The 23,194-nt window shown below is 73.2% G+C and carries 20 protein-coding genes and 1 pseudogene; 12 read left to right on the top strand and 9 right to left on the bottom strand.

Annotated elements, in window-relative coordinates; translation table 11 throughout:
• Positions 1–211 precede the first annotated feature (211 nt).
• From E6P78_RS15350 to E6P78_RS15335, 4 genes and pseudogenes are all read left to right on the top strand, one after another.
• Positions 212–391: pseudogene (locus E6P78_RS15350) on the top strand (LLM class flavin-dependent oxidoreductase); the annotation flags it as partial.
• Positions 392–506: 115 nt separating this feature from the next.
• The gene (locus E6P78_RS15345) at positions 507–1,307 is read left to right on the top strand and encodes a DUF1684 domain-containing protein (RefSeq protein WP_136204130.1); all 801 of its coding nucleotides are present in this window, start codon (positions 507–509) and stop codon (positions 1,305–1,307) included.
• Between the two features lie 281 nt (positions 1,308–1,588).
• Positions 1,589–2,497 carry a S1 family peptidase gene (locus E6P78_RS15340; protein ID WP_136204129.1) on the top strand — a complete coding sequence of 303 codons (909 nt, stop codon included), beginning with the start codon at positions 1,589–1,591 and terminating at the stop codon, positions 2,495–2,497.
• Between the two features lie 316 nt (positions 2,498–2,813).
• Positions 2,814–3,899: a S1 family peptidase gene (locus E6P78_RS15335; protein WP_136204128.1), complete on the top strand. Its 1,086-nt coding sequence runs from the start codon at positions 2,814–2,816 to the stop codon at positions 3,897–3,899.
• Between the two features lie 184 nt (positions 3,900–4,083).
• Here the strand turns inward: E6P78_RS15335 and E6P78_RS15330 are convergent, their stop codons facing one another.
• Positions 4,084–5,160: a DUF3533 domain-containing protein gene (locus E6P78_RS15330; RefSeq protein WP_136204127.1), complete on the bottom strand. Its 1,077-nt coding sequence runs from the start codon at positions 5,158–5,160 to the stop codon at positions 4,084–4,086.
• A 162-nt stretch (positions 5,161–5,322) separates the two neighbouring features.
• Between E6P78_RS15330 and E6P78_RS15325 the strand changes: the two genes are divergently transcribed.
• The 3 genes from E6P78_RS15325 (at position 5,323) to E6P78_RS15315 (ending at position 11,168) form a co-directional block, all read left to right on the top strand.
• On the top strand, positions 5,323–8,790 hold the full coding sequence (locus tag E6P78_RS15325; RefSeq protein ID WP_136204126.1) for a DNA polymerase III subunit alpha: 3,468 nt from the start codon (positions 5,323–5,325) through the stop codon (positions 8,788–8,790).
• A 200-nt stretch (positions 8,791–8,990) separates the two neighbouring features.
• The gene (locus E6P78_RS15320) at positions 8,991–9,992 is read left to right on the top strand and encodes a hypothetical protein (protein ID WP_136204148.1); all 1,002 of its coding nucleotides are present in this window, start codon (positions 8,991–8,993) and stop codon (positions 9,990–9,992) included.
• 279 nt (positions 9,993–10,271) lie between these two features.
• Positions 10,272–11,168 carry an alpha/beta fold hydrolase gene (locus tag E6P78_RS15315; protein ID WP_136204125.1) on the top strand — a complete coding sequence of 299 codons (897 nt, stop codon included), beginning with the start codon at positions 10,272–10,274 and terminating at the stop codon, positions 11,166–11,168.
• A gap of 27 nt (positions 11,169–11,195) precedes the next feature.
• Here the strand turns inward: E6P78_RS15315 and E6P78_RS15310 are convergent, their stop codons facing one another.
• The gene (locus tag E6P78_RS15310) at positions 11,196–12,260 is read right to left on the bottom strand and encodes a lytic polysaccharide monooxygenase (protein ID WP_136204124.1); all 1,065 of its coding nucleotides are present in this window, start codon (positions 12,258–12,260) and stop codon (positions 11,196–11,198) included.
• Between the two features lie 257 nt (positions 12,261–12,517).
• Here E6P78_RS15310 and E6P78_RS15305 point away from each other — a divergent pair, with 257 nt between their 5' ends.
• Complete coding sequence (locus E6P78_RS15305; RefSeq protein WP_136204123.1) at positions 12,518–13,996, top strand: trifunctional class I SAM-dependent methyltransferase/NUDIX hydrolase/VOC family protein; 1,479 nt, start codon at positions 12,518–12,520, stop codon at positions 13,994–13,996.
• Between the two features lie 28 nt (positions 13,997–14,024).
• On the opposite strand, the gene E6P78_RS15300 is transcribed toward E6P78_RS15305, so the two are convergent.
• Both E6P78_RS15300 and E6P78_RS15295 read right to left on the bottom strand, forming a co-directional pair.
• Positions 14,025–14,522 (bottom strand): DUF402 domain-containing protein, encoded by a 498-nt coding sequence (locus E6P78_RS15300; RefSeq protein WP_136204122.1) that lies wholly within the window; start codon positions 14,520–14,522, stop codon positions 14,025–14,027.
• The gene (locus tag E6P78_RS15295; RefSeq protein ID WP_136204121.1) at positions 14,503–15,423 is read right to left on the bottom strand and encodes a GNAT family N-acetyltransferase; all 921 of its coding nucleotides are present in this window, start codon (positions 15,421–15,423) and stop codon (positions 14,503–14,505) included. Before E6P78_RS15295 ends, E6P78_RS15300 begins: the two co-directional genes overlap by 20 nt.
• Before the next feature lie 69 nt (positions 15,424–15,492).
• Here E6P78_RS15295 and E6P78_RS15290 point away from each other — a divergent pair, with 69 nt between their 5' ends.
• On the top strand, positions 15,493–15,867 hold the full coding sequence (locus E6P78_RS15290; protein ID WP_136204120.1) for a GntR family transcriptional regulator: 375 nt from the start codon (positions 15,493–15,495) through the stop codon (positions 15,865–15,867).
• Positions 15,868–15,920: 53 nt separating this feature from the next.
• Here the strand turns inward: E6P78_RS15290 and E6P78_RS33880 are convergent, their stop codons facing one another.
• Positions 15,921–16,055 (bottom strand): hypothetical protein, encoded by a 135-nt coding sequence (locus tag E6P78_RS33880; RefSeq protein ID WP_276607223.1) that lies wholly within the window; start codon positions 16,053–16,055, stop codon positions 15,921–15,923.
• 157 nt (positions 16,056–16,212) lie between these two features.
• Positions 16,213–17,307, bottom strand: a complete 1,095-nt coding sequence (locus E6P78_RS15285) for a DUF5925 domain-containing protein (protein ID WP_136204119.1) — start codon at positions 17,305–17,307, stop codon at positions 16,213–16,215.
• A 216-nt stretch (positions 17,308–17,523) separates the two neighbouring features.
• On the opposite strand from E6P78_RS15285, the gene E6P78_RS15280 reads away from it, so the two are divergent.
• The 3 genes from E6P78_RS15280 to E6P78_RS15270 all read left to right on the top strand — a co-directional run bounded on the left by E6P78_RS15280 (position 17,524) and on the right by E6P78_RS15270 (position 19,575).
• On the top strand, positions 17,524–18,324 hold the full coding sequence (locus E6P78_RS15280; RefSeq protein ID WP_206307813.1) for an SGNH/GDSL hydrolase family protein: 801 nt from the start codon (positions 17,524–17,526) through the stop codon (positions 18,322–18,324).
• 194 nt (positions 18,325–18,518) lie between these two features.
• Positions 18,519–18,782 carry a hypothetical protein gene (locus tag E6P78_RS15275; protein WP_018556059.1) on the top strand — a complete coding sequence of 88 codons (264 nt, stop codon included), beginning with the start codon at positions 18,519–18,521 and terminating at the stop codon, positions 18,780–18,782.
• Positions 18,783–18,948: 166 nt separating this feature from the next.
• Positions 18,949–19,575, top strand: a complete 627-nt coding sequence (locus E6P78_RS15270; protein WP_168712628.1) for a TetR/AcrR family transcriptional regulator — start codon at positions 18,949–18,951, stop codon at positions 19,573–19,575.
• Between the two features lie 9 nt (positions 19,576–19,584).
• Here the strand turns inward: E6P78_RS15270 and E6P78_RS15265 are convergent, their stop codons facing one another.
• From E6P78_RS15265 to hmgA, 3 genes are all read right to left on the bottom strand, one after another.
• Positions 19,585–20,829 carry a type ISP restriction/modification enzyme gene (locus E6P78_RS15265; RefSeq protein ID WP_136204118.1) on the bottom strand — a complete coding sequence of 415 codons (1,245 nt, stop codon included), beginning with the start codon at positions 20,827–20,829 and terminating at the stop codon, positions 19,585–19,587.
• Between the two features lie 127 nt (positions 20,830–20,956).
• A complete protein-coding gene (locus E6P78_RS15260; RefSeq protein ID WP_136204117.1) occupies positions 20,957–21,757 on the bottom strand; it encodes a GntR family transcriptional regulator in 801 nt (266 codons plus the stop codon).
• Positions 21,758–21,785: 28 nt separating this feature from the next.
• Positions 21,786–23,114, bottom strand: a complete 1,329-nt coding sequence (gene hmgA / locus E6P78_RS15255; RefSeq protein WP_136204116.1) for a homogentisate 1,2-dioxygenase — start codon at positions 23,112–23,114, stop codon at positions 21,786–21,788.
• Positions 23,115–23,194 lie beyond the last annotated feature (80 nt).

Below are 23,194 nucleotides of genomic sequence, written 5' to 3'. Positions count from 1 at the left end.
TCACCCGTACGTGCGGTTCCGCGGGGTGGCGGAGCGGGGCGGGACGAGGGAAGGGTGCTGCTGTGCTGTGTGCGCGAGAGTGCGCGGGAAGGGCTCGGCGCAGGTAGGGGCGCGAGTGGGAAGGCGCGGGAAGCGGGGCGTCGGCTCAACAGGAACAGGACCACACGCGACCGAAGTCGATGTGGGAGCGCTTGACCAGCCACTGCTGCGAATGCATGGCCCCCGGAAGACAACGATGCCGTCCGGCGCGCTCGCCTTCCTCGCCCGGGTGGCCCCCGCCACCCGCCGCATCGGGCTCGTGCCGACGGTCACCACCACCCACACCGAGCCGTTCCACGTGTCGTCGGCCGTGGCCACCCTGGACCGGGTCAGCCGCGGCCGGGCGGGCTGGTGTCGACCGGGTCGTCCCGCTCCTCCAGGAACGGGGGGCCTTCCGCCGGGCGTACAGCGGTTCCACATTGCGGTCGCACCTCGGTATCGCCGAACCGGTGTGGAAGGGTTGATCCATGAGCACCCAAACACAGCAGCAGGCAGCGCGGGACTGGGAGCGCTGGCACGAGGAGCGGACCGCCACGGTCTCGGCGCCGTACGGGCCGCTCTCCCTCACCGGCACCCACTGGCTCGCGGACCACCCGGAGGGGCGAATTCCGGCCGTCCCGGGCCGGTGGCGGGAGGAGGACGGCGCCCCGGTGCTCGAAGCCGCGCCCGAGGACGCGCTGACCGTGGACGGGAAGCCCTTCACCGGCCGGGTCCGGCTCGGCGCCGACCGCGGCCCGATCGACGCGTCCCGGGTCGAGCACGAGGGCCGCAGGCTGGTCGTGCTGAGCCGCGAGGGCCTGTGGGCGGTGCGGGTCTTCGACCCGGACTCCGCGGCGCGGCGCGCGTTCCGGGCGATCGGGGCGACCCCGTACGACGCCCGCTGGGCGTTGCCGGGCACCTTCCGGCCGTACGCGGACTCCCGCACCGTCCGGGTCGAGAACGCCGACGGTGTCGAGCGCGGGCTCGGGCTCGCCGGGGAGATCGCCTTCGAGGTGGACGGGGCCGGGCACACGCTCCAGGTCGCCGTCGAGCCCGACGGCTCGCTCTGGGCGGTCTTCGCCGACGCCACCAGTGGGAACAGCAGCTACCGCTTCCGGTTCCTGCGGCCCGCCGCGCCGGCCGACGACGGCTCGGTGACCGTCGACTTCAACCGCGCGCTGCTGCCGCCGTGCGCCTTCGCGGACCACTTCATCTGCCCCTTCCCGCCGCCCGGCAACACCCTCCCGGTCGCCGTCGATGCGGGGGAGCGCCACCGGATCGACGGCTGAGGCAGCGCCTTCGCCCGGCCCCCGCGGGGTTCCGTCCGCGGGGGCCGTCCCGTGCCGGGTGTCGTCGCCCGGCAGGCGGGACTCTCGAAACAGGCCCCAGGGCCGGACGCAGGCCAAAAGGCGCCCTTGCGCGCGAAGTTGACGCCTTGAATACTCCCGAGCAGCGCTTGTCAGGGGCACGGCATATCCGGAATGCGGACGGATGGCCGTGCGCATGACTGCGCCTCACGGGTCCGGCCACCCCACAGGCGGACCCCCGATTCCCCTCGGGAGGAATGACAGTGAGGATCAAGCGCACCACCCCCCTCAGCGGTATCGCGAGACGCAGCAGGGCCATCGCCATCGCGGCGGGCCTTGTGGCCGTCGCCGCCCTGGCCGTCCCCACCGCCCAGGCCAGTTCCAACGGAACGTACAGCGCCAACCAGCTCGCCGCCGCCAGTGACGCCGTCCTCGGCGCCGACGTCGCCGGCACCGCCTGGAACGTCGACCCGGCGACCGGCAAGCTCGTGGTCACCGTCGACAGCACGGTCTCCGCGGCGGAGATCCAGCAGATCAAGGACTCCGCGGGCGGCAACGCGGGAGCCCTGCGCATCGAGCACACCCCCGGCAAGTTCAGCAAGCTGCTCTCGGGCGGTGACGCCATCTACGCACCCGGCTGGCGCTGCTCCCTCGGGTTCAACGTCCGCAGCGGCAGCACGTACTACTTCCTGACCGCCGGTCACTGCACCGACGGCAAGCCCCCCTGGTACACCAACTCCTCGAACACCACTTACATCGGCCCGACGGTCGTCTCCAGCTTCCCGGGCAACGACTACGGACTGGTGCGCTACGACAACTCCGCCGTCTCCCACGAGGGCACCGTGGGCAGCGTCGACATCACCGGCGCGGCCAACGCCACGGTCGGGATGTCCGTCACCCGCCGGGGCTCCACGACCGGCATCCACAGCGGCACCGTCTCCGCGCTCAACGCCACGGTCAACTACGGCGGCGGCGACGTCGTCTACGGCATGATCAAGACCAACGTGTGCGCCGAGCCCGGCGACTCGGGCGGTCCGCTCTACTCCGGCTCCAAGGCGATCGGTCTGACCTCGGGCGGCAGCGGCAACTGCAGCTCGGGCGGCACGACGTTCTTCCAGCCGGTCACCAACGCGCTGAGCGCGCTCAGCGCGTACGGCATCAGCCTGTACTGACGGCCTGACCGGACCCGTCGGCCCGTCGCGTACGGGCGGGCCGGCGGGTACGGACGGCAGGTACGGACGGTGGTTCGGCACTGGCCGGCCCCCGGGCATCACGCCCGGGGGCCGGCTTCGTCGTGTCCGGGCCGGCCGGTGAGCGGGAAGCCCGGTACCGGTAAGTGAACACCGCGCGACCGAACCGGTGTTGTCGTGTGTGCGTCCAGGACTCGTCCTTGTGTGCCCATCCGGGCGGTGACCATAGTGGGCGCTTCATCCTCCGCGTACGGACGACCCCACATCATCCGTGCGCGGCCCCCACAGGAGGTCGAAGTTGAAGCATCGACGCATATCCAGGAAGCGCGCAGTGCTGGCCGGTTCGGCGGTCGTCGGCCTGGTCGCGGCGGGCGTGACGTTCCAGAGCGCGAACGCCAGTGACCAGGTCCCGCAGTTCACCGCGCGGACACTGAGCGCGGACGCGGCCGGGAAGCTCGCCACGGGTCTGGGCAAGGAACTGGGCACCGGCGCGGCCGGCGCGTACTACGACGCCGGCAGCAAGCACCTCGTGATGAACGTGGTCGACGAGGCCGCCGCCGAACGGGTGCGGCAGGCGGGCGGCACGGCCAGAATCGTGAAGAACTCGCTCGCCGACCTGACGTCCGCCCGGCAGGCCCTGGCCGGCGAGGCGTCGATCCCCGGCACCTCGTGGGCCGTGGACCCGGTCGGCAACAAGGTCGTCGTCACCGCCGACCGCACGGTCAAGGGCGCCGACCTGAAGAAGCTCGGCGCGGTGGTCGATTCGCTGGGCGGAAAGGCCGAACTCAAGAAGTCGGCCGGGGAGTTCAAGCCGTTCATCGCCGGCGGCGACGCGATCTGGGGCAACGGCGGGCGCTGCTCGCTCGGCTTCAACGTGGTCAAGGGCGGCGAGCCGTACTTCCTGACCGCCGGGCACTGCACCGAGGCGATCTCCAGCTGGTCGGACTCCCAGAGCGGCGCCGAGATCGGCACGAACGCCGGTTCGGAGTTCCCGGGCAACGACTTCGGCCTGGTGAAGTACACCTCGGGCACGGCCCACCCCAGCGAGGTCGACCTCTACAACGGCTCCACCCAGCCCATCACCAAGGCGGGCGAGGCCACCGTCGGGATGACGGTGACCCGCAGCGGCTCCACCACCCAGGTGCACGACGGCAAGGTGACGGGCCTGGACGCCACCGTCAACTACGGCAACGGCGACATCGTCAACGGGCTCATCCAGACGACGGTCTGCGCCGAGCCCGGCGACAGCGGCGGCTCGCTCTTCGCCGGCGACACGGCGATCGGCCTCACCTCGGGCGGCAGCGGCGACTGCTCGTCGGGCGGCGAGACGTTCTTCCAGCCGGTGCCGGAGGCGCTGGCGGCGTTCGGCGCGCAGATCGGCTGACCGTTCGTTCCGTACGGTGACGCATGGCCCCCGGCTCCGGCCGGGGGCCATGTACGTGCGGGGGGAGAGGGCGGGGAGCGGGTGAGGCGAGGCGGAGGCGGTGGGCAGCAGGGCGAGGGGTGCCGCTGCTCCGGCCGGCGGGACGTGGCCGTGATCGGTACCGCGAGGGCCGTGCCCGCTACTGCTACGCCAGGCTCGACCCGGCGCCGCCCGCCGGCGTCCCCGAGGGCGTCCCCGTCCCCGCCCCCGGGGCCCGGGTGTCCGCCGCGTCCGGCTTCTTGCGCAGGGCCAGGAGCATGGTGCCGATCGTGCCCACCACCGCCCACGCGGACAGCACCAGCAGGGGGCCGGTCACGGCGTTGCCCCGGAAGTACGCGATCGAGCGCGCCGTCCAGGTCGAGGCGCCCGGGGGCAGGGCGGGGCCGATCGCGCGCCAGAAGTCCGGGAGCATGGGGAGCGGGAAGGCGCCGCCCGCGCTCGGGTTGCCCGCGATGACGACGATCAGTACGGCCAGGCCGATGCCGACGATGCCGGTGAGCGCTTCCAGGGCGAGCGTGATCATGCCGACCGCGAAGACGGTCAGCGCGCCCAGGCCCGACATCCCCCAGAAACTTCCGGGCAGGGCGTCGAGGATCGGGCCGATGATGATCGCGCCGCCGATGCCGCCCGCGATCGAGTACAGGGCCATGACCCCGGTCCGGATGAGTGCGCGCTGACGGTTGGCGGGGCGGCTGCCCGCACTGATCGCGAGGATCGAGGCGCAGAGGTAGCCGCCGACGCACCAGCCCACGGCCAGGTAGAACGAGGACAGCCCGTCGAAGTCCTGGCGCGAGGCCGGGGCCACGTCCGTGGCGCGCGCGGTGCGCTTCTGGCTGAGCTCGGTCTCCTTGATGAGCTTCGTCAGGGAGTTGGCCAGGACGGTGCCCCCGCCGGAGGCGACAAGCACGGTGTCCTCGGTGCCCCTGGGGTCGACGATCAGGGCGCCGTCGATCTCGCGGTCGAGGATCTGCCGGCGGGCGGTGGCGGCGTCGGCGACCGGGCGGGGGTCGAGCGGGCCGCCGGGGAGGCCGTTCAGTTCGGTGACGAGGCGGGCGGACATCTGCTGGGGTGCGACGACGCCGAAGGGGACGTCCTTCGGCTTCGGGCTGTGGAGCGCTCCGATGTAGGACGCGATGAACAGCAGCTGGAGCGCCAGCACCCCGATGACCAGCAGTGCGGCCCGGGGGGTGACGGCTCTCTTCACCTCGTCAGCGAAAGTCATGCCCCTACGGTCCGGGGTGTCCACCGCCCGCGCAGTCGGGGCGGGGCCGAACGGTGGAAGGGAGAGTGCCCGCGCACCGAGTATCGTACGAGTGTTCGAAATTTGGTTTATGGTGGGGACGAGGGGGTGGGTAGCGCGTACGGATCGGCTCAGGAGGTGCAGGTGCCAGGGTTCACGCATCTGCATACCGTCTCCGGGTTCTCCCTGCGGTACGGGGCCTCGCACCCGGAGCGGCTGGCGGAGCGCGCCGCCGAGCGGGGGATGGACGCCCTCGCGCTGACCGACCGCGACACCCTGGCGGGCGCGGTCCGGTTCGCCCGGGCCTGCGAGCGGGAAGGGGTGCGCCCGCTGTTCGGGGTGGACCTCGCGGTGGGCCCCGGCGCGCGCGGGACGGGCGACAGCCGTACGCACCGGCCCCGGACCCCGGCCCGCGGGGGTGCCTTTGTCGATGAATCCGCACCCCGGGTCACCTTCCTCGCCCGCGACGGCGCCCAGGGCTGGGCCGAGCTGTGCCGTCTGGTCACCGCCGCCCACGCCGCCGTCCCCGAAGGAGGCCGCCCCCTGGTCGAACGGCTCGCGCTGCCCGCCGAAGGGCTCACCGTGCTGCTCGGCCCCGCCTCCGACGTGGGCAGGGCGCTGTCGGCGGGCCGCCCCGACCTGGCCGCCGCCCTCCTCGCCCCCTGGCGGGAGCTGTACGGCGACGACCTGCGGCTCGAAGCCGTCCACCACGGCCGGGCCGGCACCGGTCCCGGCTCGCTGCGGCTCGCCGCCCGTACCGTCGGCCTCGCCGCCGAGCAGGGGGTACGGGCCGTGCTGACCAACGCCGTCCGGTACGCCGACGCGGGGCAGGGCCCGGTCGCCGACGTGCTCGACTCCGCCCGCAGGCTCGTCCCCGTCGACCCGCGCCGCGCCCCGCTCGACAGCGGTGAGCGCTGGCTCAAGGACGCCCGCGCGATGGCGGAGCACGCCGAGCGGATCACCGCCGCCGCCGGACTGGGCCCGGACGCCGGGGCGCGGCTGCTCGCGGAGACCCGGCACACCGCCGAGGCCTGCGTCGTCGACCCGGGGGGTGACATCGGCCTCGGCTCCGTCCGCTTCCCCGAACCGCGCCTCGTCGGCGCCGGCCGGCGCACCGCCCAGCGGGTGCTGGCCTCCCGCGCCGCCGCCGGCATGGTCCTGCACGGCTACGACCGCAGGCGGGACTACTGGGACCGGATGCACCACGAGCTGGACATCATCGCCCACCACGGCTTCGCCTCGTACTTCCTGACCGTCGCCCAAGTGGTGGACGACGTAAGGGAGATGAAGGTACGGGTGGCCGCCCGTGGCTCCGGGGCCGGTTCGCTGGTCAACCACCTCCTGGGCATCGCCCACGCCGACCCGGTCGAGCACGGGCTGCTGATGGAGCGCTTCCTGTCCAAGCGCCGCTTCGTGCTGCCCGACATCGACATCGACGTCGAGTCGGCCCGCCGCCTCGACGTCTACCGCGCGATCATCGACCGCTTCGGCGCCGAGCGGGTCGCCACCGTCGCCATGCCCGAGACCTACCGGGTCCGTCACGCCATCCGCGACGTCGGCGCCGCGCTCTCCATGAACCCGGCCGAGACCGACCGGCTCGCCAAGGCGTTCCCGCACATCCGGGCCCGTGACGCCCGCGCGGCCATGGAGGAACTGCCCGAACTGCGCGAGGTGGCCAGGACGAAGGAGAAGTACGGCCGGCTGTGGGAACTGGTGGAGGCGCTGGACGCCCTGCCGCGCGGCGTCGCCATGCACCCGTGCGGGGTCCTCCTCTCGGACGCCTCGCTGCTGCGCCGCACCCCCGTCATGCCCACCAGCGGTGAGAGCTTCCCGATGGCGCAGTTCGACAAGGACGACGTGGAGCACCTCGGGCTGCTCAAGCTCGACGTGCTGGGCGTACGGATGCAGTCGGCGATGGCGCACGCGGTCGCCGAGGTGAAGCGGGCCTCGGGCCGCGAGGTGGACCTGGACGCCGTGGAGCCGGCCGACCCGCAGACGTACCGGCTGATCAGGACGGCCGAGACGCTGGGCTGCTTCCAGATCGAGTCGCCCGGCCAGCGCGACCTGGTCGGCAGGCTCCAGCCGGAGAGCTTCCACGACCTGGTGGTCGACATATCGCTGTTCCGGCCGGGCCCCGTCTCCGCCGACATGGTCCGCCCGTTCATCGAGGCCCGGCACGGCCGCGCGCCGGTCCGCTACCCGCATCCCGACCTGGAGGGGCCGCTGCGCGAGACGTACGGCGTGGTCGTCTTCCACGAGCAGATCATCGAGATCGTCGACATCATGACCGGCTGCGGCCGCGACGAGGCCGACCGGGTCAGGCGCGGGCTCTCCGACCCCGAGTCGCAGGCCCGGATCAGGCTCTGGTTCGCCCAGCACGCGGCGGCACGGAAGTACGGCGCTGAGGTGATCGCCCGCGCCTGGGAGATCATCGAGGCGTTCGGCAGCTACGGCTTCTGCAAGGCGCACGCGGTGGCCTTCGCGGTGCCCACGTACCAGTCGGCCTGGCTGAAGACGCACCACCCGGCGGCCTTCTACGCCGGCCTGCTCACCCACGACCCGGGGATGTACCCCAAGCGGCTGCTGCTCGCCGACGCGCGGCGGCGCGGGGTGCCGGTGCTGCCGCTGGACGTCAACCGGTCGGCAGTCACTCATCGAATCGAACTGGTGTCCGGCGAGGGTGGGGCGGGGGAGCGCTGGGGGCTGCGGCTGGCGCTCTCGGACGTCCACGGGATCAGCGCGGCCGAGGTCGCCCGGATCGAGGCCGGACAGCCCTACAGCTCGCTGCTGGACTTCTGGCAGCGGGCCCGTCCGGGAAAGCCGGCCGCCGAACGGCTGGCCCAGGTCGGCGCGCTGGACGCGTTCGGGGCCAACCGCCGCGACCTGCTGCTGCACCTGTCCGAACTGCACCGCGCCCAGCGGGGCGCGGGTTCCGCCGGTGCGCAGCTCCCGCTCGGCGGCGGCCACCGCACCGCGCCCGTCGGCCTGCCCGACCTCAACGAGGCGGAACGGCTCAGCGCCGAGCTGGGCGTGCTGAGCATGGACGTCTCGCGCCACCTGATGACCGATCACCACGCCTTCCTCAAGGAGCTCGGCGCGGTCTCGGCCAAGCAACTGCGCGAGGCGCGGCACGGGGAGACCGTGCTGGTCGCGGGCGCCAAGGCGGCGACCCAGACCCCGCCCATCCGCTCCGGCCGCCGGGTCGTCTTCACGACTCTGGACGACGGTACGGGCCTGGTCGACCTGGCCTTCTTCGACGACAGCCACGCCGCCTGCGCGCACACCGTCTTCCACTCCTGGCTGCTGCTGGTGCGCGGGGTGGTGCAGCGGCGCGGGGCGCGGAGCCTGAGCGTGGTCGGCGCGGCCGCCTGGAACCTCGCGGAACTGGCCGAGCTGCGGCGTACCGGCGGGCTCGACGCGGTCGCGGCCCGGCTGGCGCAGGTGCCCGACCCCGACCCCGAGGAGGACCCGGCGCCGGCCGGTGACGACGGACGCCGCATCCGGATGCCCACCGGCTACGAGATGAACCCGTGGGCCGACCTCCGGCCGCCCGGCGAAGGGCTGCCCACCGGAAGGAAGCTGTGGCACCAGAGCCCGGGGAGTGCGGGATGAACGAGCTGCGTGGGGGTGACGAGGTACGCGGGGCCGGTGAGGCGCCTGAGGCGCCCGAGGCGCTTGCGGCTGACGATGTGTCCGAGATGCGTGGGGACGACGAGCTGTCCGGGATACGCGGGGCCGGTGAGATGCCCGAGGCGCTTGCGGCCGACGAGCTGTCCGAGGTGCGTGGGGCCGGTGCGGAATCCGGGGTGCTCCTGGCCGGTGAGCAGCCCGGCATCCTCTGTCTGCGGTTCCGGCGACTCGGCGGCGGGCCCCCGGACGCCGCCGGGTACGCGGGACTGCTCGCCCTGCTCGGGTCGTTCACCCCGGTCGTCGAGGCGGCGCCGCCCGACGGCGCGCTCGTCGATGTGCGGGGCGCGCTGCGCTACTTCGGGCGGGACGCGAAGGGCCTCGCCTCCGTGATCCGGGTCCGCGCACTGGCCCTGCACGGGGTGGACTGCGCGATCGGGGCTGCCCAGAACCCGATGCTGGCCCGGATGGCGCTGCGGCAGGCCGCGCCCGGGACGAGCTTCGTGGTGCCCGCCGGTGGGGCCGCCGCCTTCCTCGCGGACCGGCCGGCCGCCGCGCTGGACGGCGTCGGGACGGCGACGGCCCGCACCCTGTGCGGATACGGGCTCGACTCCGTCGGCCGGATCGCGGCCGCCCCGCTCGCCACCCTGCAACGGATCACCGGGGCGCGGACCGGGCGCGACCTGTGGGAACGGGCGCGCGGCATCGACCGCACCGCGGTCGTGCCGAACGCCGCCGCCCGCTCGGTCGCCGCCGAACGGACCTTCCCGCGCGACGAGCTGGACCGGGAACGGCAGCGCCGCGCACTCATGTCGCTCACCGAGGAGCTGGGGGCGAGGATGCGCGGCGAGGGCCAGGTGTGCCGCTCGCTCGCGGTCTCCGTGCGCTACGCCGACCGCACCGGCTATTCGACGCTGACCCGCAGCCGTACCCTGCGCGAGCCCACCGCACACTCCGCGGAGCTCACCGCGCTGGCGTACCGCATCCACGACTCGTTCGCCCTGCAACGGGCCCGGGTGCGGGGGATCGGACTGCGCGCCGAGGGGCTGGGCGAGGCCGGGCGGGCCGCCCACCAGCTGACCTTCGACCCGGTGGACGAGCGGGCACGGCGGATCGAGGCGGTCGCGGACCGGCTGCGGGAGAGGTTCGGACCGCGGGCCGTGATGCCGGGACGGCTCGCGGCCTGACCCCGGCCCCCGTGCACGCGGTCATGCCGGGACGGCTCGCGGCCCGACCGCGTGCGCGGGGGCCGGGGGCGGTTCGCGGCCGGCCATGAGACGAAGCGTGCCCGGGGTCCGGGCGGGGCTCCGGCCGATCCCGCGCACTTTTTACCGACGCGTAACTTCCCAGGAAACCCTACTCGTGCGTAATTTGGCATGAGCACGCAGAACGCTAGTAGTACTTGTGGTCCGGGCCGCAGGGTGCACAGACATTGCAACTCCCTTGAGCCGCAAGGAGACCCCACGATGCTGCCCTGGACCCGTGCGCCGCGCTCCCCACGCGCACGCCGGACGCTCGCCGCCCTGCTTCTCGCCGTCGCCGCGGTCGCCACCCCCACGGCCACCGCCGCCGCGGCGACCCCCACCGCCGCGACAGCCGCCACCTCGCGCGGCTGGAACGACTACTCCTGCAAGCCCTCCGCAGCCCACCCCCGCCCCGTCGTCCTGGTCCACGGGACCTTCGGGAACTCGGTCGACAACTGGCTCGTCCTCGCCCCCTACCTGGTGAACCGGGGCTACTGCGTCTACTCCCTCGACTACGGGCAGCTCCCCGGTGTGCCGCTCTTCAACGGCCTCGGCCCGATCGACAAGTCGGCCGGCCAGCTCTCCGCCTTCGTCGACAAGGTGCTCGCCTCCACCGGCGCGCCCAAGGCGGACATCGTCGGCCACTCCCAGGGCGGCATGATGCCGAACTACTACCTGAAGTTCCTCGGCGGAGCGGCCAAGGTGAACGCCATGATCGGGCTCGCGCCCGACAACCACGGCACCACCCTGCTCGGCCTGACCAAGCTCCTGCCGTACTTCCCCGGCGTCGGTGACCTGCTCAACGCCGGCACGCCCGGACTCGCCGACCAGGTGGCCGGATCGCCCTTCATCACCAAGCTCAACTCCGTGCCCGACACCGTGTCCGGAGTGCACTACACCGTCATCGCGACCCGGTACGACGAGGTCGTGACCCCGTACCGTACGCAGTTCCTGGACGGGCCGGACGTGCGCAACGTCCTGCTCCAGGACCTGTGCCCGGTCGACCTGTCCGAGCACGTGGCGATCGGGACGATCGACCGGATCGCCTACCACGAGGTGGCGAACGCCCTGGACCCGGCGCACGCCACCCCGACCACCTGCGCCTCGGTCATCGGCTAGGGGGACCGAGGCAGACCCGTCCGCCGCTCAGCGTCCGTGCCGGGCGGCGGTGACGGCCCGGCGGCGGACCGCGAGGAACAGGGCCGCCGCGCCCACGGCGAGTGCGCCCGCGCCGCCGATCGTCAGATACGCGGTGCCGCCGCCGCTCCCCGTCTCGGCGAGGTTCGCCCCAGCCGCGGCGGGAGTGGCGGAGGCGCTGTCCGGCTCGGGCGCGTTGGGGGCGGTGGAGGCGCTGTCCGGCTCGGGCGCGTCGGCCGCCGGGGCGGCGGGGCTCCCCGCCGCCCCGGTGACCTTCGCGCCCGTACGCGCGTCGTCGTCGCCATGGCCACCGTGCTCGACGGACGACTTGGCCGCGCCCTTCTCGATCTCCCGCTCGGACGGCGCGGAGGCGGACGGCTGCGGCACCGCGGCGACCGAACCGCTGCCGCCCGTACCGCCCTCGGCGGCGCCGTCGAAGATCACGTCGGAGCAGGCGTAGAACGCCTCCGGTGAGCCCGAGCGCTGCCAGACGGTGTAGATCAGCTGCCGCCCCGCCCGCTCGGGCACGGTGCCGTCGAAGACGTACGAGCCGTCCACCAGCTGCGGGTCGGTGGCTCCGGCGAACGGCTTCGCCTCCAGGTCCGACCACTTCAGCGGCTTCGCCGGGTCGTACGAGGCGGTGGTGAGGTAGAGCGCGAAGGAGCCCTTGTGCGGAGCGGTCGCCCGGAAGCGGAAGGTGTGCCGGCCCGCCGCCAGCTTCGTCGCCGGCCAGTCGGCGCGCGGCAGGTCGAGCCCCTTGAACTTGTCGTTGCCCGCGCTGCACAGTTTCCCGTCCGGGATCAACTGCCGGTGGTTCCCGGCCGCGTTGGCGATGTTCACCCCGTTCCAGTCGTACAGCGCCTGGGTACCGCCCGCCGCCACGGCGGCCACGCACGCGGCGGACTTCGGGTGCTCGGGCCCCTCCGCGAAACAGGCCGAGACCCGGCTGACCGGGTCCGACAGCGAGCCGTGCGCCGAGGCCGGAGCCGCGGCCAGGGCGGTCAGCGCGAGCGGCAGGGCGCCGAGCGGGACGAGGGCGGCGAACCTGCGGCGGGCAGGGGTGATGACGGCCATGGCGGCGGTGCTCCTTCGGTGGTCCACAAGGTGACGGGGACGGCCCCGGGAAACAGCAAGCTAGCCGCCGCCCGGGCCCGGACCGGGCCGGAAAAGGGGCTGGCGGCGATCGTTATGCTCGGCTTGAGGAGAGCCTCACGAGCGCTTAAGTCCGGCCCTCCCGGTGGGCGTCGGGCGTTGTCGGTCAGTGGCTGAGCCACGACCGCCCGAAGCCGCTTACGAGTACCAATGTCAGTGGCGGCTGGCACGATCGGACCATGACGACGATCGACTGGGATTCCGCCGCCGCCTCGTTCGACGAGGAGGCCGACCACGGACTGCTCGGCCCGGTGGTCCGCCGCGCCTGGGCGCGGCGGCTGGAGAGCTGGCTGCCCGCAGAGCCCTGTGACGTGCTCGACCTGGGCTGCGGTACGGGGAGCCTGGCCCTGCTCGCGGCCGGCCAGGGCCACCGGCTCACCGCCGTCGACAGCTCCCCGCGCATGGTGGAGCGCGCCCGGACCAAGCTGGCCGGTACGGGGGCCGGGGTGCTGGTGGGGGACGCGGCCCGGCCTCCCGTCGGCGACCGGAGATTCGACGTGATCCTCGCCCGGCACGTGGTGTGGCTGCTGCCCGACCCGGCGGCCGTCCTGCGCCACTGGGCGGGGCTGCTGCGCCCGGGCGGCAGGCTGGTGCTGGTGGAAGGCGTGTGGAACGGGGACGGTCTCTCCGCCGGGCACCTCACCACGCTGCTCGCCCCGCTCACCGAGCGCGTCCACCACGAACGGCTGTCCGACGACCGCGACTTGTGGGGCAAGGAGGTGGACGACGAGCGCTACGCCCTGGTGGCCCGCGCGCACCGGCCGCACCGGCACACCGAGGTCGTGGACGTGCACCTGATCCTCCGTCGCGGCTCCGACGTGCTGCTCGCCCGCCGGGCCGGCACGGGATACGCGGACGGCCTGCTGCACGCCCCGTCCGGGCACGTGGAGGACGGGGAGGACGTGCGGCAGGCGCTGATCCGGGAGACGGCCGAGGAGATCGGTCTCGACCTCGACCCGCAGGAGCTGCGCATGGCGCTGGTCATGCAGCACCGGGGCCCGGGCGGCAACCCCCGGACCGGGTGGTTCTTCGAAGTGGCGTACGACCGGACCAGGCCCCCGTACAACCGCGAGCCGGACAAGTGCTCCGAGCTGCTCTGGTACCCGCTGGACGACCTCCCGGACGACATGGTCGCCTACTGCCGCGCGGGGCTCGACGGCTACCGGGCGGGCGAGCGCTTCCTGATCCACTGGCACGAGGACGGCGACCCGATCGCGTACGAACCGGAGGGGGAGCGCCGCGCCGTTGCGTTGCCGCCCGGCGGGACCCGCACCGGGCTGCTCCACCACATCGAGCTGTGGGTGCCCGACCTGGCGGCGGCCACGCCCGGCTGGGAGTGGCTCCTGGGCGAGCTGGGCCACGTCCCGTACCAGCGGTGGACGCACGGGCGCAGCTGGCGGCGCGGCGACAGTTACGTGGTGGTCGAGCAGTCGCCCGCCCTGGCCGCCGGAGCGCACGAGCGGAAGCGTCCCGGCCTCAACCACCTGGCCTTCCACGTCGAGGACCGGGCCACCCTGGACACGCTGGTGGCCCGAGCCCCGGACCACGGCTGGCGGCTGCTCTTCGCCGACCGCCATCCGCACGCGGGCGGCGAGGGATGCGTGGCCGCCTATCTGGAGGACGCGGCGGGGTACGAGGTGGAGCTGGTGGTGCGCTGAGGGGGAGCGGTCCGGGGAGGGGCCGGGCTCAGCCCAGCAGGGCGGCGAACCCCTCCTCCGTCCGCGCGAGCCGTTCCAGCTCGTCCAGCGCCGCCACCGCGGCCTTCGCCGCCTCCGGGTCGTGCCCGGCCAGCCCGCTCGCCTCGAACTCGTCCTCGTCCAGCCGCAGGACCTGCGAGCGGTCGGCCGACACCCACAGGTCGAGGTCCAGGTCCTCGACGACCAGCTCGCCGTCCCGGACCACGGCCGGGCGGGTCACATCGCAGTACCAGCCCTTGAGTTCGCCCGAGCCGGTACGGACCTCCTTCACCGCGAACCAGGCGTCGCGCCAGTAGTGCTCGGTGAAGACGTCGCCCGGCTCGAAGCGTACGAAGCCGAAGTCGCGTGTGCCCGGCGCGGCCCAGGGCGCCCGCACGGTCACCCGGGCACCGTCGTCGGCGACCAGGGCGGCCGGATACCTGATCTTGGTCTTTCCGGCCTTGACCAGGACGATGGTCAGACCGGCGTCAGCCGAACCTGCGGACATGGCGTACCTCCGTGGCACAGATCTCGTAGCCGAACCAGCGGTTGACCGCCAGCATCGGACCGTTCCCGGCGTCGTTGCCGGTGTAGGCGTCGGTGTACCCGGCGGCGCGCGCCCGGTGCAGCGAGTCGTTCTTCGCGAGTTTCGCGAGGCCGCGGTTGCGGTGGGCGCGCCGGGTGCCGGTCATCCCCGACCAGTAGCGGCTCGCGCCGTCGGTCCGCGCGGCGCTGAAGGCCGCCACCTCGCCGTCGGCCACGACGACCGAGGTGAGCCGGTGGTCGAGGCCCGGATCGCGCCAGATCTCGGCGAGCCATTCCTCGTAGTCCGCCGGTTGGGCCGGCGTGTCGCTGGGCTCGTCCGCGGTGGTCTCGGCGTCCGCCTCGAAGAGCGGGCGCGGGTCGTCGGCGAAGTCGGCGGCGGTACGCAGCTCGACACCGGGCGGCAGCTCCTGACGGGGCGGCAGCGAGCCGTTCGCCAGGTCGAGATGGAGGAAGTGCGCCGGCCGGCTCGGCGTGTAGCCGCGCTTCGCGGCGAACGACCGGTTGCCGGGCGTGTCCAGCACCCAGGTGTAGACCGAGGTCGCACCGGCCAGGGCCAGATACTCCTCGGCGGTACGCAGCAGCAGCGCACCCGCGCCCCGGCCGGTGCGCTCCGGATGGGTGTACGGACTGCAGAACGCCTGCCCCGGCTCGGGGCTCTCGTGGGCGAGACCCGCCTGCGCCGTCCCGATGACCTCGCCGTCCTCCTCCGCGACCAGCAGCCGGTAGCGCCGCCCGGGAGGGGACCCGGCCAGCTCGGAGACGACCTGCTCCGGCGTGGTGATCATGTACGGGAGAACCGCGCGCCGCACCCGTACCCAGGCCTCGGCGTCGTCGGGCCGGAAGTCGCGCACGATGACAGTCATGGCCTGGACCGTACCCATGCCCCCGGCCCGCCCGCCTCCCATTTTCCGCCGGTAGGAGACAATCGGCCCGTGACTCTGAAGATCGCTGTGGACCCGGAATCCGGCACCGCCCCGTACGAGCAGTTGCGCACGCAGATTTCCGAACAGGCCCGCTCCGGCGCGCTCCCGGTCGGCTACAAACTCCCGACGGTACGCGGCCTCGCCGAGGAACTGGGCCTCGCCGCCAACACGGTCGCCAAGGCCTACCGCACGCTGGAGGCGGACGGCGTCATCGAGACCCGCGGCCGCAACGGCACGTTCATCGCCGCCGCGGGGGACACCGCCGACCGCAACGCCGCCACCGCGGCCCGCGACTACGCGCAACACGCCCACCGCCTGGGCCTCTCCCGCGCCCGCGCCCTGGAACTGGCCCAGGACGCGGTGCGGGCGGTGTACACGGGCTGAGGTGAGGGCGGGTCCAGGACCGGCGTGGGCGTGGCCCCGGACCCGCCGGGGAATCAGTGGACCTGCCCCTTGGTCTCGGTGGTGGCCGACAGGGCGACGAGTGACGAGACGGCCACCAGAATCCCGACGAGCAGGGCCGGCGAACGGCCCCAGTGGGACAGCAGGTGCTGCCGCATCAGCCGGAGCACGGGGCTCTCCTCGTCCGAAGCCGGTCCGATTCGAATGGAGTAGACCATTGGCTCGCCGGGCCCGCGACGCGGTGACCGCCGATGTGACGCGGGACACCGACGTGGTTGGTGGGGCGTCAAATAGGCGCCCCTCCGACCTCGTTGGGTGAGTGGTCCCTCAGAGATACAGCCCCGCGTCCGCCCCCGAGTCCTGCTTCGGGACCGAGGCGGGGCGTGTGCCGCGGCGCAGGGCGTAGAGCTCGGCCAGGGTCGTGCCGTCGCGGGGGAGGTCCTCGTCGGTGCCGAGCCAGGTCAGGGACTCCTGGCGGGTGAGGGGGCCCACCTCGATGCGGGCGAGGCAGCGGCCGGGGCGGACGACGGCGGGGTGGAGGCGTTCCAGGTCCTCGTTGGTGGTCACGCCGACCAGGACGTTGCGGCCCTGGCCGAGCAGGCCGTCCGTGAGGTTGAGCAGACGGGACAGGGCCTGGCCGGCCGTGTGGCGGGCCTCGCCGCGGATGAGTTCGTCGCAGTCCTCCAGGAGCAGCAGCCGCCAGCGGCCCTTCGCGTTGCCGTCGTCCTCGCCGATCGCGATGTCCATCAGATATCCGACGTCGTTGAACAGGCGCTCGGGGTCGAGGACGCAGTCCACCTGGCACCAGTCCCGCCAGGACCGGGCCAGGGTGCGCAGGGCGGAGGTCTTGCCGGTGCCGGGCGGGCCGTGCAGCAGGAGCAGGCGGCCGGCGATGTCGTCCGGGGTGACCTTCATCAGCCGGTCCATCGCCTCGGCCACCGGGGCGGTGTAGTTGGGGCGGACCTCCTCCCAGGCGCCGGCCGAGATCCGGCGGGTCGTGCGGTACGGGCCGCGGCGCGGCGAGACGTACCAGAAGCCCATCGTCACGTTGTCCGGCTGCGGTTCCGGTTCGTCGACGGCGCCGTCCGTGGCCTCCTTGAGGATCTGTTCGGCCAGTTCGGGGCTGGTCGCCGTGACCGTGACGTCGGCGCCCCGGTTCCAGCGCGAGACGAGCAGGGTCCAGCCCGTGCCCTCGGCGAGTGTCGCGCTGCGGTCGTCGTCGCGGGCGGAGCGCAGCACCTTCGCGGCCGGGGGGAGCAGCGTGGCGTTCGTCCTGACCCGGTCGAGGGAGGTGCTGTGCGAGTGCGGCTGCTCGCCGGTCGCGAAGCGGCCGAGGAACAGCGCGTCGACGACGTCGGACGGTGAGTCGCTGTCGTCGACGTTGAGCCGGATCGGCAGCGCGGACTCGGGGGTGTCGGACATGACGTCCATGATCCGGCACGGGGGCATGCGACGCACCCGGGTTTCGTGACCTTCGCGCGGCCGTGGACGTTGAGCGGGGCGGTGGCTGACGCGGCGTCATGAGGACGACGGTAAAAGCTCATCCGTTCGACTTGGCATGAACACTTCCAAAGATGGCGTCCGCACTGCTACCACTGAGTAGGCAGAGATCCTGCCGGTCGGTCCAAGGGAGATTCCGTGAAATTGTCCAGACTCGTGGCATTCTCGTCCTCGCTCCTGTTCGGCGCCGTCATCGCCCTGACCGGGGCAGCCACCGCGAACGCCGCACCGTCCGTCGACTACGTCGCTCTCGGGGACTCGTACTCCTCGGGTGTCGGCTCCGGCAGTTACATCAGCTCCAGCGGGAGCTGCAAGCGCAGCACGCTGGCCTACCCCTCCCTGTGGGCCGCCGCCCACTCGCCCTCCTCCTTCGCCTTCACCGCCTGTTCGGGAGCGGTCACCGGCGACGTGACCGCCAATCAGCTCGGGCCGCTCAACTCCTCGACCGACCTCGTCTCGATCTCCGTCGGCGGCAACGACGCGGGCTTCGCGGACGTCATGACGACCTGTGTCCTCCAGTCGGAGACCACCTGCCTCAACCGGATCGCCGCCGCCCGCAGCTATGTCGACACCACCCTGCCGGGCAAGCTCAACTCGGTGTACGACGCGATCAGCGCCAAGGCCCCCTCCGCCCACGTCGTCGTCCTCGGCTACCCGCGCTTCTACAAGATCGGCGGCAGCTGCATCGTCGGTCTGAGCGAGAAGGTGCGCACCGCCATCAACGGCGCCGCCGACTACCTCAACGCCGCCACCGCCAAGCGCGCCGCCGACCACGGCTTCAGCTTCGGTGACGTCGCCGCCAAGTTCAGCGGGCACGAGATCTGCTCGGGAAGCGCCTGGCTGCACAGTCTCAACCTGCTCAACATCGGCGAGTCGTACCACCCCCTCGCCGCCGGGCAGTCCGGCGGCTACCTGCCCGTGCTCAACGCGCTCGACTGACCTCCGGCGCGCCCCGGAAGGGGCGCGCCTTCCGCAGGCTGACCAACTCGCCCCGGAATCGGGCGGATTCGTCGACGGCTCGTCAACCTCCGTATATGTGTGCGCAATCCTGCGCCCGGGATACACGAGTGTCGGCGCGGGGCGATAGGGTTAACCTGCCCGGGCCGAGTGCCCTCGTACGGGTGGGGAGTGACATGGAACAGATAACGGTGCGCAGCAGGGCGCGCGTGCCTGCCATTACATGCGGGAGCAGCGCGACGAGTTCGCGCCTCGACCGCCATCTCGCGGTGCTGGGCGGCCCCGTCGTCCCGCAGCGCGAGTCCGCGGAAGCGACGCTGCTGATGCGCGAGCTCACCTCGCGCGACGCCGCGCACAGCCGCCGCAGCAGAAGTGCACGGGTCTCGCTCTTCGCGCCACTGCGCCGACTGCGGCGCTCGCTCTTCGGTAGCCGCCGCTGACCCGAAAGCGGCTCCGGTCCCCGCATCGCGCTGCTGCCCGCTCTTCCGTCATCCCCGGAGTCGGCAGTGGCGCGTCGCCATGTCCGCGCCCGGTCACGCACCGTATTCGATGGGCCGAAATGGGTGGAGAGGTAATTCGGTGCCGAAATACTTCTACACTGTCGACATGCCCGAGAAGCGAGCCGCGCGCCTGAGCCCCGACGAGCGGAGGGCGCAATTGGTGGCGATTGGCGTGGACATGCTTGCCGATCGCTCCCTGGACGAGCTTTCCACCGACGCCGTGGCCCGTCGCGCCGGCATATCGAAGGGCCTGCTCTTCCACTATTTCGACTCCAAGCGCGACTTCTACCGCTCCGTCGTGCGGCAGAAGTGCGACGACTTCGCCGCCGCCACCGAGCCGGACGCCTCGCTGGAGCCCGTCGCCTGGCTGCGGGCGTTCATCGCCGGGTTCGTCGCGTACGTCACCGAGCACCGCAAGGTCTACCTCGCCCTCGTCCGGGGCGCCGCCGGCAGCCACCCCGCCGTCGAGGACATCGTCGAAGCGACCCGCGGCACGCTCGCCCGCCGGGTGGAGGAGGGGCAACGGCGGCTCGGGATGCCGCAGTCGCCCCGGCTGCCCGTCGCCACCCGCGCCTGGATGGCCTTCGCCGAGGAGGCCGTCACCAGCTGGCCGCTGGACGAGCCGGACGCCCTCGCCGAACTCGGCGCGTTCCTGGAGTCCAGCTTCGTCTGCCTGCTGGGCGCCCTGGACCGGCCGGTCGCCCTGCCGGACCAGGACCTGCCCCCTCGGTGACGCCGCGCGTCACAGCAGCGCGAACTGCCCGTCGGGCCCCTCCTCCTGGTGGTCCAGTACGGACGCGGGGCGCCGGGCCGCATCCGGCACCGGCAGCACGCCCGCCGTGCGCAGGTCCTCCACACCGATCTCCGGGCCGGCCTCCAGCGCGTCGGCCAGTTCCTCCTGCCGGGGCCGCAGCTCGGCGAGCAGGGCCAGCAGCGTGATCAGCTCCAGCAGCTCCGAGGTCCACTCCTGCGGCCAGCTACGCGGGCCCATCGCCTCCAGGCCCGACGCCTGCGGCCCCGCAGCCCCGGGCACCGCCGTCCGGCGCTCGAACCACAGCTCCAGCACGCGTACGCCGCCCACCCGGAACTCCCACGCACCGGCGGGCACCGGCGAGACGCGCCCCGTACCGAGGCTCAGCACCCGCTCCTCGGCGTCGTACGACAGGGGCGTCGGGTCCGGCGGCACGGCGGCCCGGACGTACGGGCGCTGCCCGCCCGGCAGCCGGGGGCGTTCCGCGCCGCGTGCCCCGCGCAGCTGGAGCCGCAGCAGCTCATGGCCCAGCTCGACCCCCGACGCCCAGTGCACGGTGCCGGCGGGCAGCGGGACCACGCAGCCGGCGGGGGAGGGGCGGGCCGCCGCCAGAATCCAGGCGAGCGCCGACTCGGCGGTGACCGCGTCCCCGTGGCGGGCCCGCAGCAGCGGGAGCAGGCCCGGGGCCAGGTTGGGTTCGAGGCCGCCGGGGCGGCGGTACAGCGGGCGGACGCGGCCGGGGCGGCCCGCCGGGGAGTGGCCGTCGGGGAGCAGCGTCGTCACCGAGAGGGCGGGGCCGGAGTCCCGGGGCACCCGGCCGTGCTCGACGACGAAGAGCTGGTGGCCGTCGGCGACCCGCCACAGTTCCGGCCGGGCCACGTCGATCAGGCGGTGGTCGGGGAGCAGCCACTGCTCGTCGTACGGCCCGTGCAGGACGCGTACCGGCTCCGGGCAGGGGCCCGACTCGCGGGCGAAGCGGCCGGTGGTGCCGGAGCGGCCGGGCAGGGCGGCCACCGCAGTGTGCTGCGTACGGGAACGGGTGGGGGCGAACAGCCGGTCGCGTTCCTCGCCCGAGGCCCGCACCAGGCGGTCCCAGCGGGCCCGCAGCGACGCCGCGTCCGGGGCGGTCACCCAGGGGCGCCCGGTCCGCAGCGGCCGTACCGACCACGGCATGAGGTCGTCGAGGAGCGGGGAGCGCGGGCCCTCGCCGGAGCCGGCCGCTGCCGGTGCTGCCACCGTGTCGTCCTCCCCGTCGCCCGCCGGGCCCCGTCCGCCGCCTTCCCCGGCATCGTAACGGCGCCGCCGCGCCCGGCGGCAGGGCGCCCCGGCGGGCCATGCGCGCCCCCGGGCGGCCGGAAGGGCGTCAGTGCGCCTCCACCGTGACCGAGAAGGAGAAGCGGTCGCCCCGGTAGCGGATCTGCGCCACGTCGACCACCCGGCCGCTCCCGTCGTACGCGATGCCCGTGTAGTACAGGATCGGGCTCAGCAGCGGAACCCGGAGCAGTTCGGCGGTGGCCGGGTCGGCGAGCCGGGCCTCGACCGTGTCGGTGATCCGGGAGATCGGGACACCGACGCGGTCGCGCAGCACCTTGGTCATCGGCCAGCGGTCGAGGTCGGCCACGTCCAGGCCGGCCGCGACCTGCGGATGCACCCAGTTCTGCGCCCAGTTGGTCGGCTCGCCGCTCGCCTCGTCGCACCGCAGCCGGCGGTAGCCGACGACCTCGGCGCAGTCCGGGAAGTGCTCCGCGACCTCGCCCGGCACGGGGACCGGGCCGTGGTCGAGCAAGGTGCTGCGCTCGCCCGACTGCTGGGCCACGATCGCGTCGATCGAGCCGAGCAGCCGGACCGGTGAACCCCGGCGGGCGCGCGGCTCGATGAACGTGCCGCGCCGCCGGTGCCGGCTGATCAGGCCCTCCGTCTCCAGCTCCTTCAGCGCCTGGCGCATGGTCAGGACGCTGACCCCGTAGTGCGCGGCCAGCTGCTCCTCGGTGGGCAGCCGCAGCGTGGCGTCCGGTGCGCGGCCCAGTATCGAGGCGCGCAGCGACTGCGAGACCTGGTACCACAGCGGCAGCTTGCGGTTCAGGACCAGTGAGTCGGGCGCGAAGGCGGTGCCCCGGGGGGCGGGGGTGTTCGGAGCGGGCTGCGGCACCTGGGCCTCCTGCATGTGTCGTCGCCGGCTCGGGCGGGGTCCGTCACGGCTGGAAGTTGCGGCTCAGACCCTGCCACACGTCGTCGTAGCCGTGCTGCAGATGGTCCGCCGTCGCCGCCTGCCCGGTCGCGGTGACCGGCCAGCGGGTCTCGAACATGAAGGCCAGGCCGTCGTCGATCTTCTGCGGCTTCAGCTCCGCCGCGCTCGCCCGGTCGAAGGTCTCCCGGTCCGGGCCGTGCGCCGACATCATGTTGTGCAGCGAGCCCCCGCCGGGTACGAAACCGCCCTTGCCGGCCGTCTTCGCGTCGTACGCGCCCTCGATCAGGCCCATGTACTCGCTCATCACGTTGCGGTGGAAGTACGGCGGGCGGAAGGTGTCCTCGCCGACCAGCCAGCGCGGCGCGAACACCACGAAGTCGACCCCGGCCAGACCCGGCGTGTCCGACGGCGAGGTCAGCACCGTGAAGATCGACGGGTCCGGGTGGTCGTAGCTGATGGAGCCGATCACGTTGAAGCGGTGCAGGTCGTAGACGTACGGGGTGTGGTTGCCGTGCCAGGCGACGACATCGAGCGGCGAGTGGTCGTACGTCGCCGTCCAGAGGTTGCCGCAGAACTTGTTGACCACCTCCACCGGGCGCTCCACGTCCTCGTACGCGGCGACCGGGGCGAGGAAGTCCCGTGCGTTGGCCAGGCCGTTGGCGCCGATCGGGCCCAGGTCCGGGAGGGTGAAGGGGCGGCCGTAGTTCTCGCAGACGTACCCCCGGGCGGTGGCGTCGAGCAGTTCGACCCGGAAGCGGACACCGCGCGGGATCAGGGCGACATGGCCCGGTTCGGCGCGCAGGAGGCCCAGTTCGGTGCGGAGCAGCAGGCCGCCGTGCTCGGGCACGATCAGCAGCTCGCCGTCGCTGTCGCTGAACACCCGGTCCGTCATGGCCGCGTTGGCGTGGTAGAGGTGCACGGCCATGCCGGTGCGCTGTCCCGCGTCGCCGTTGCCGCCCAGGGTCCACAGGCCGGCCAGGAAGTCCGTGCCGGGCGCGGGCTCCGGGAGCGGGTCCCAGCGCAGCCGGTTCGGGTCGGGGACGGTCTCGGTGAACGGGGCGGTGCGCAGGGCGCCGTTGCCGGTCCGGGTGAACGGCGGGTGGGCCGCCGACGGGCGGATGCGGTAGAGCCACGTGCGGTGGTTGTGGGCGCGGGGCTCGGTGAACGCGGAGCCGCTCAGCTGCTCGGCGTAGAGCCCCAGCGGGGCGCGCTGCGGCGAGTTGCGGCCGTGCGGCAGCGCTCCGGGCACCGCCTGTGAGCTGTGCTGGTTCCCGAAACCGGCGGAATGCTCCAGCCCTTCCGCCGTCTTCCTCGCCTGCTCGATGCCGCCCATGTGCGCTCCCGGTGCCGAAGGAATCCTATGGGTAACCGTAGAAATGGAAGCGGGGCGAGTCAACGGCATTCGTCGTGCAT

It is taken from the genome of Streptomyces sp. A0958 (genome assembly GCF_004795035.1).
Classification (GTDB): Bacteria; Actinomycetota; Actinomycetes; order Streptomycetales; family Streptomycetaceae; genus Streptomyces.
The sequence above is the reverse complement of the archived record's forward strand: the minus strand, read 5'-3'. Positions and strand labels throughout refer to the sequence as shown.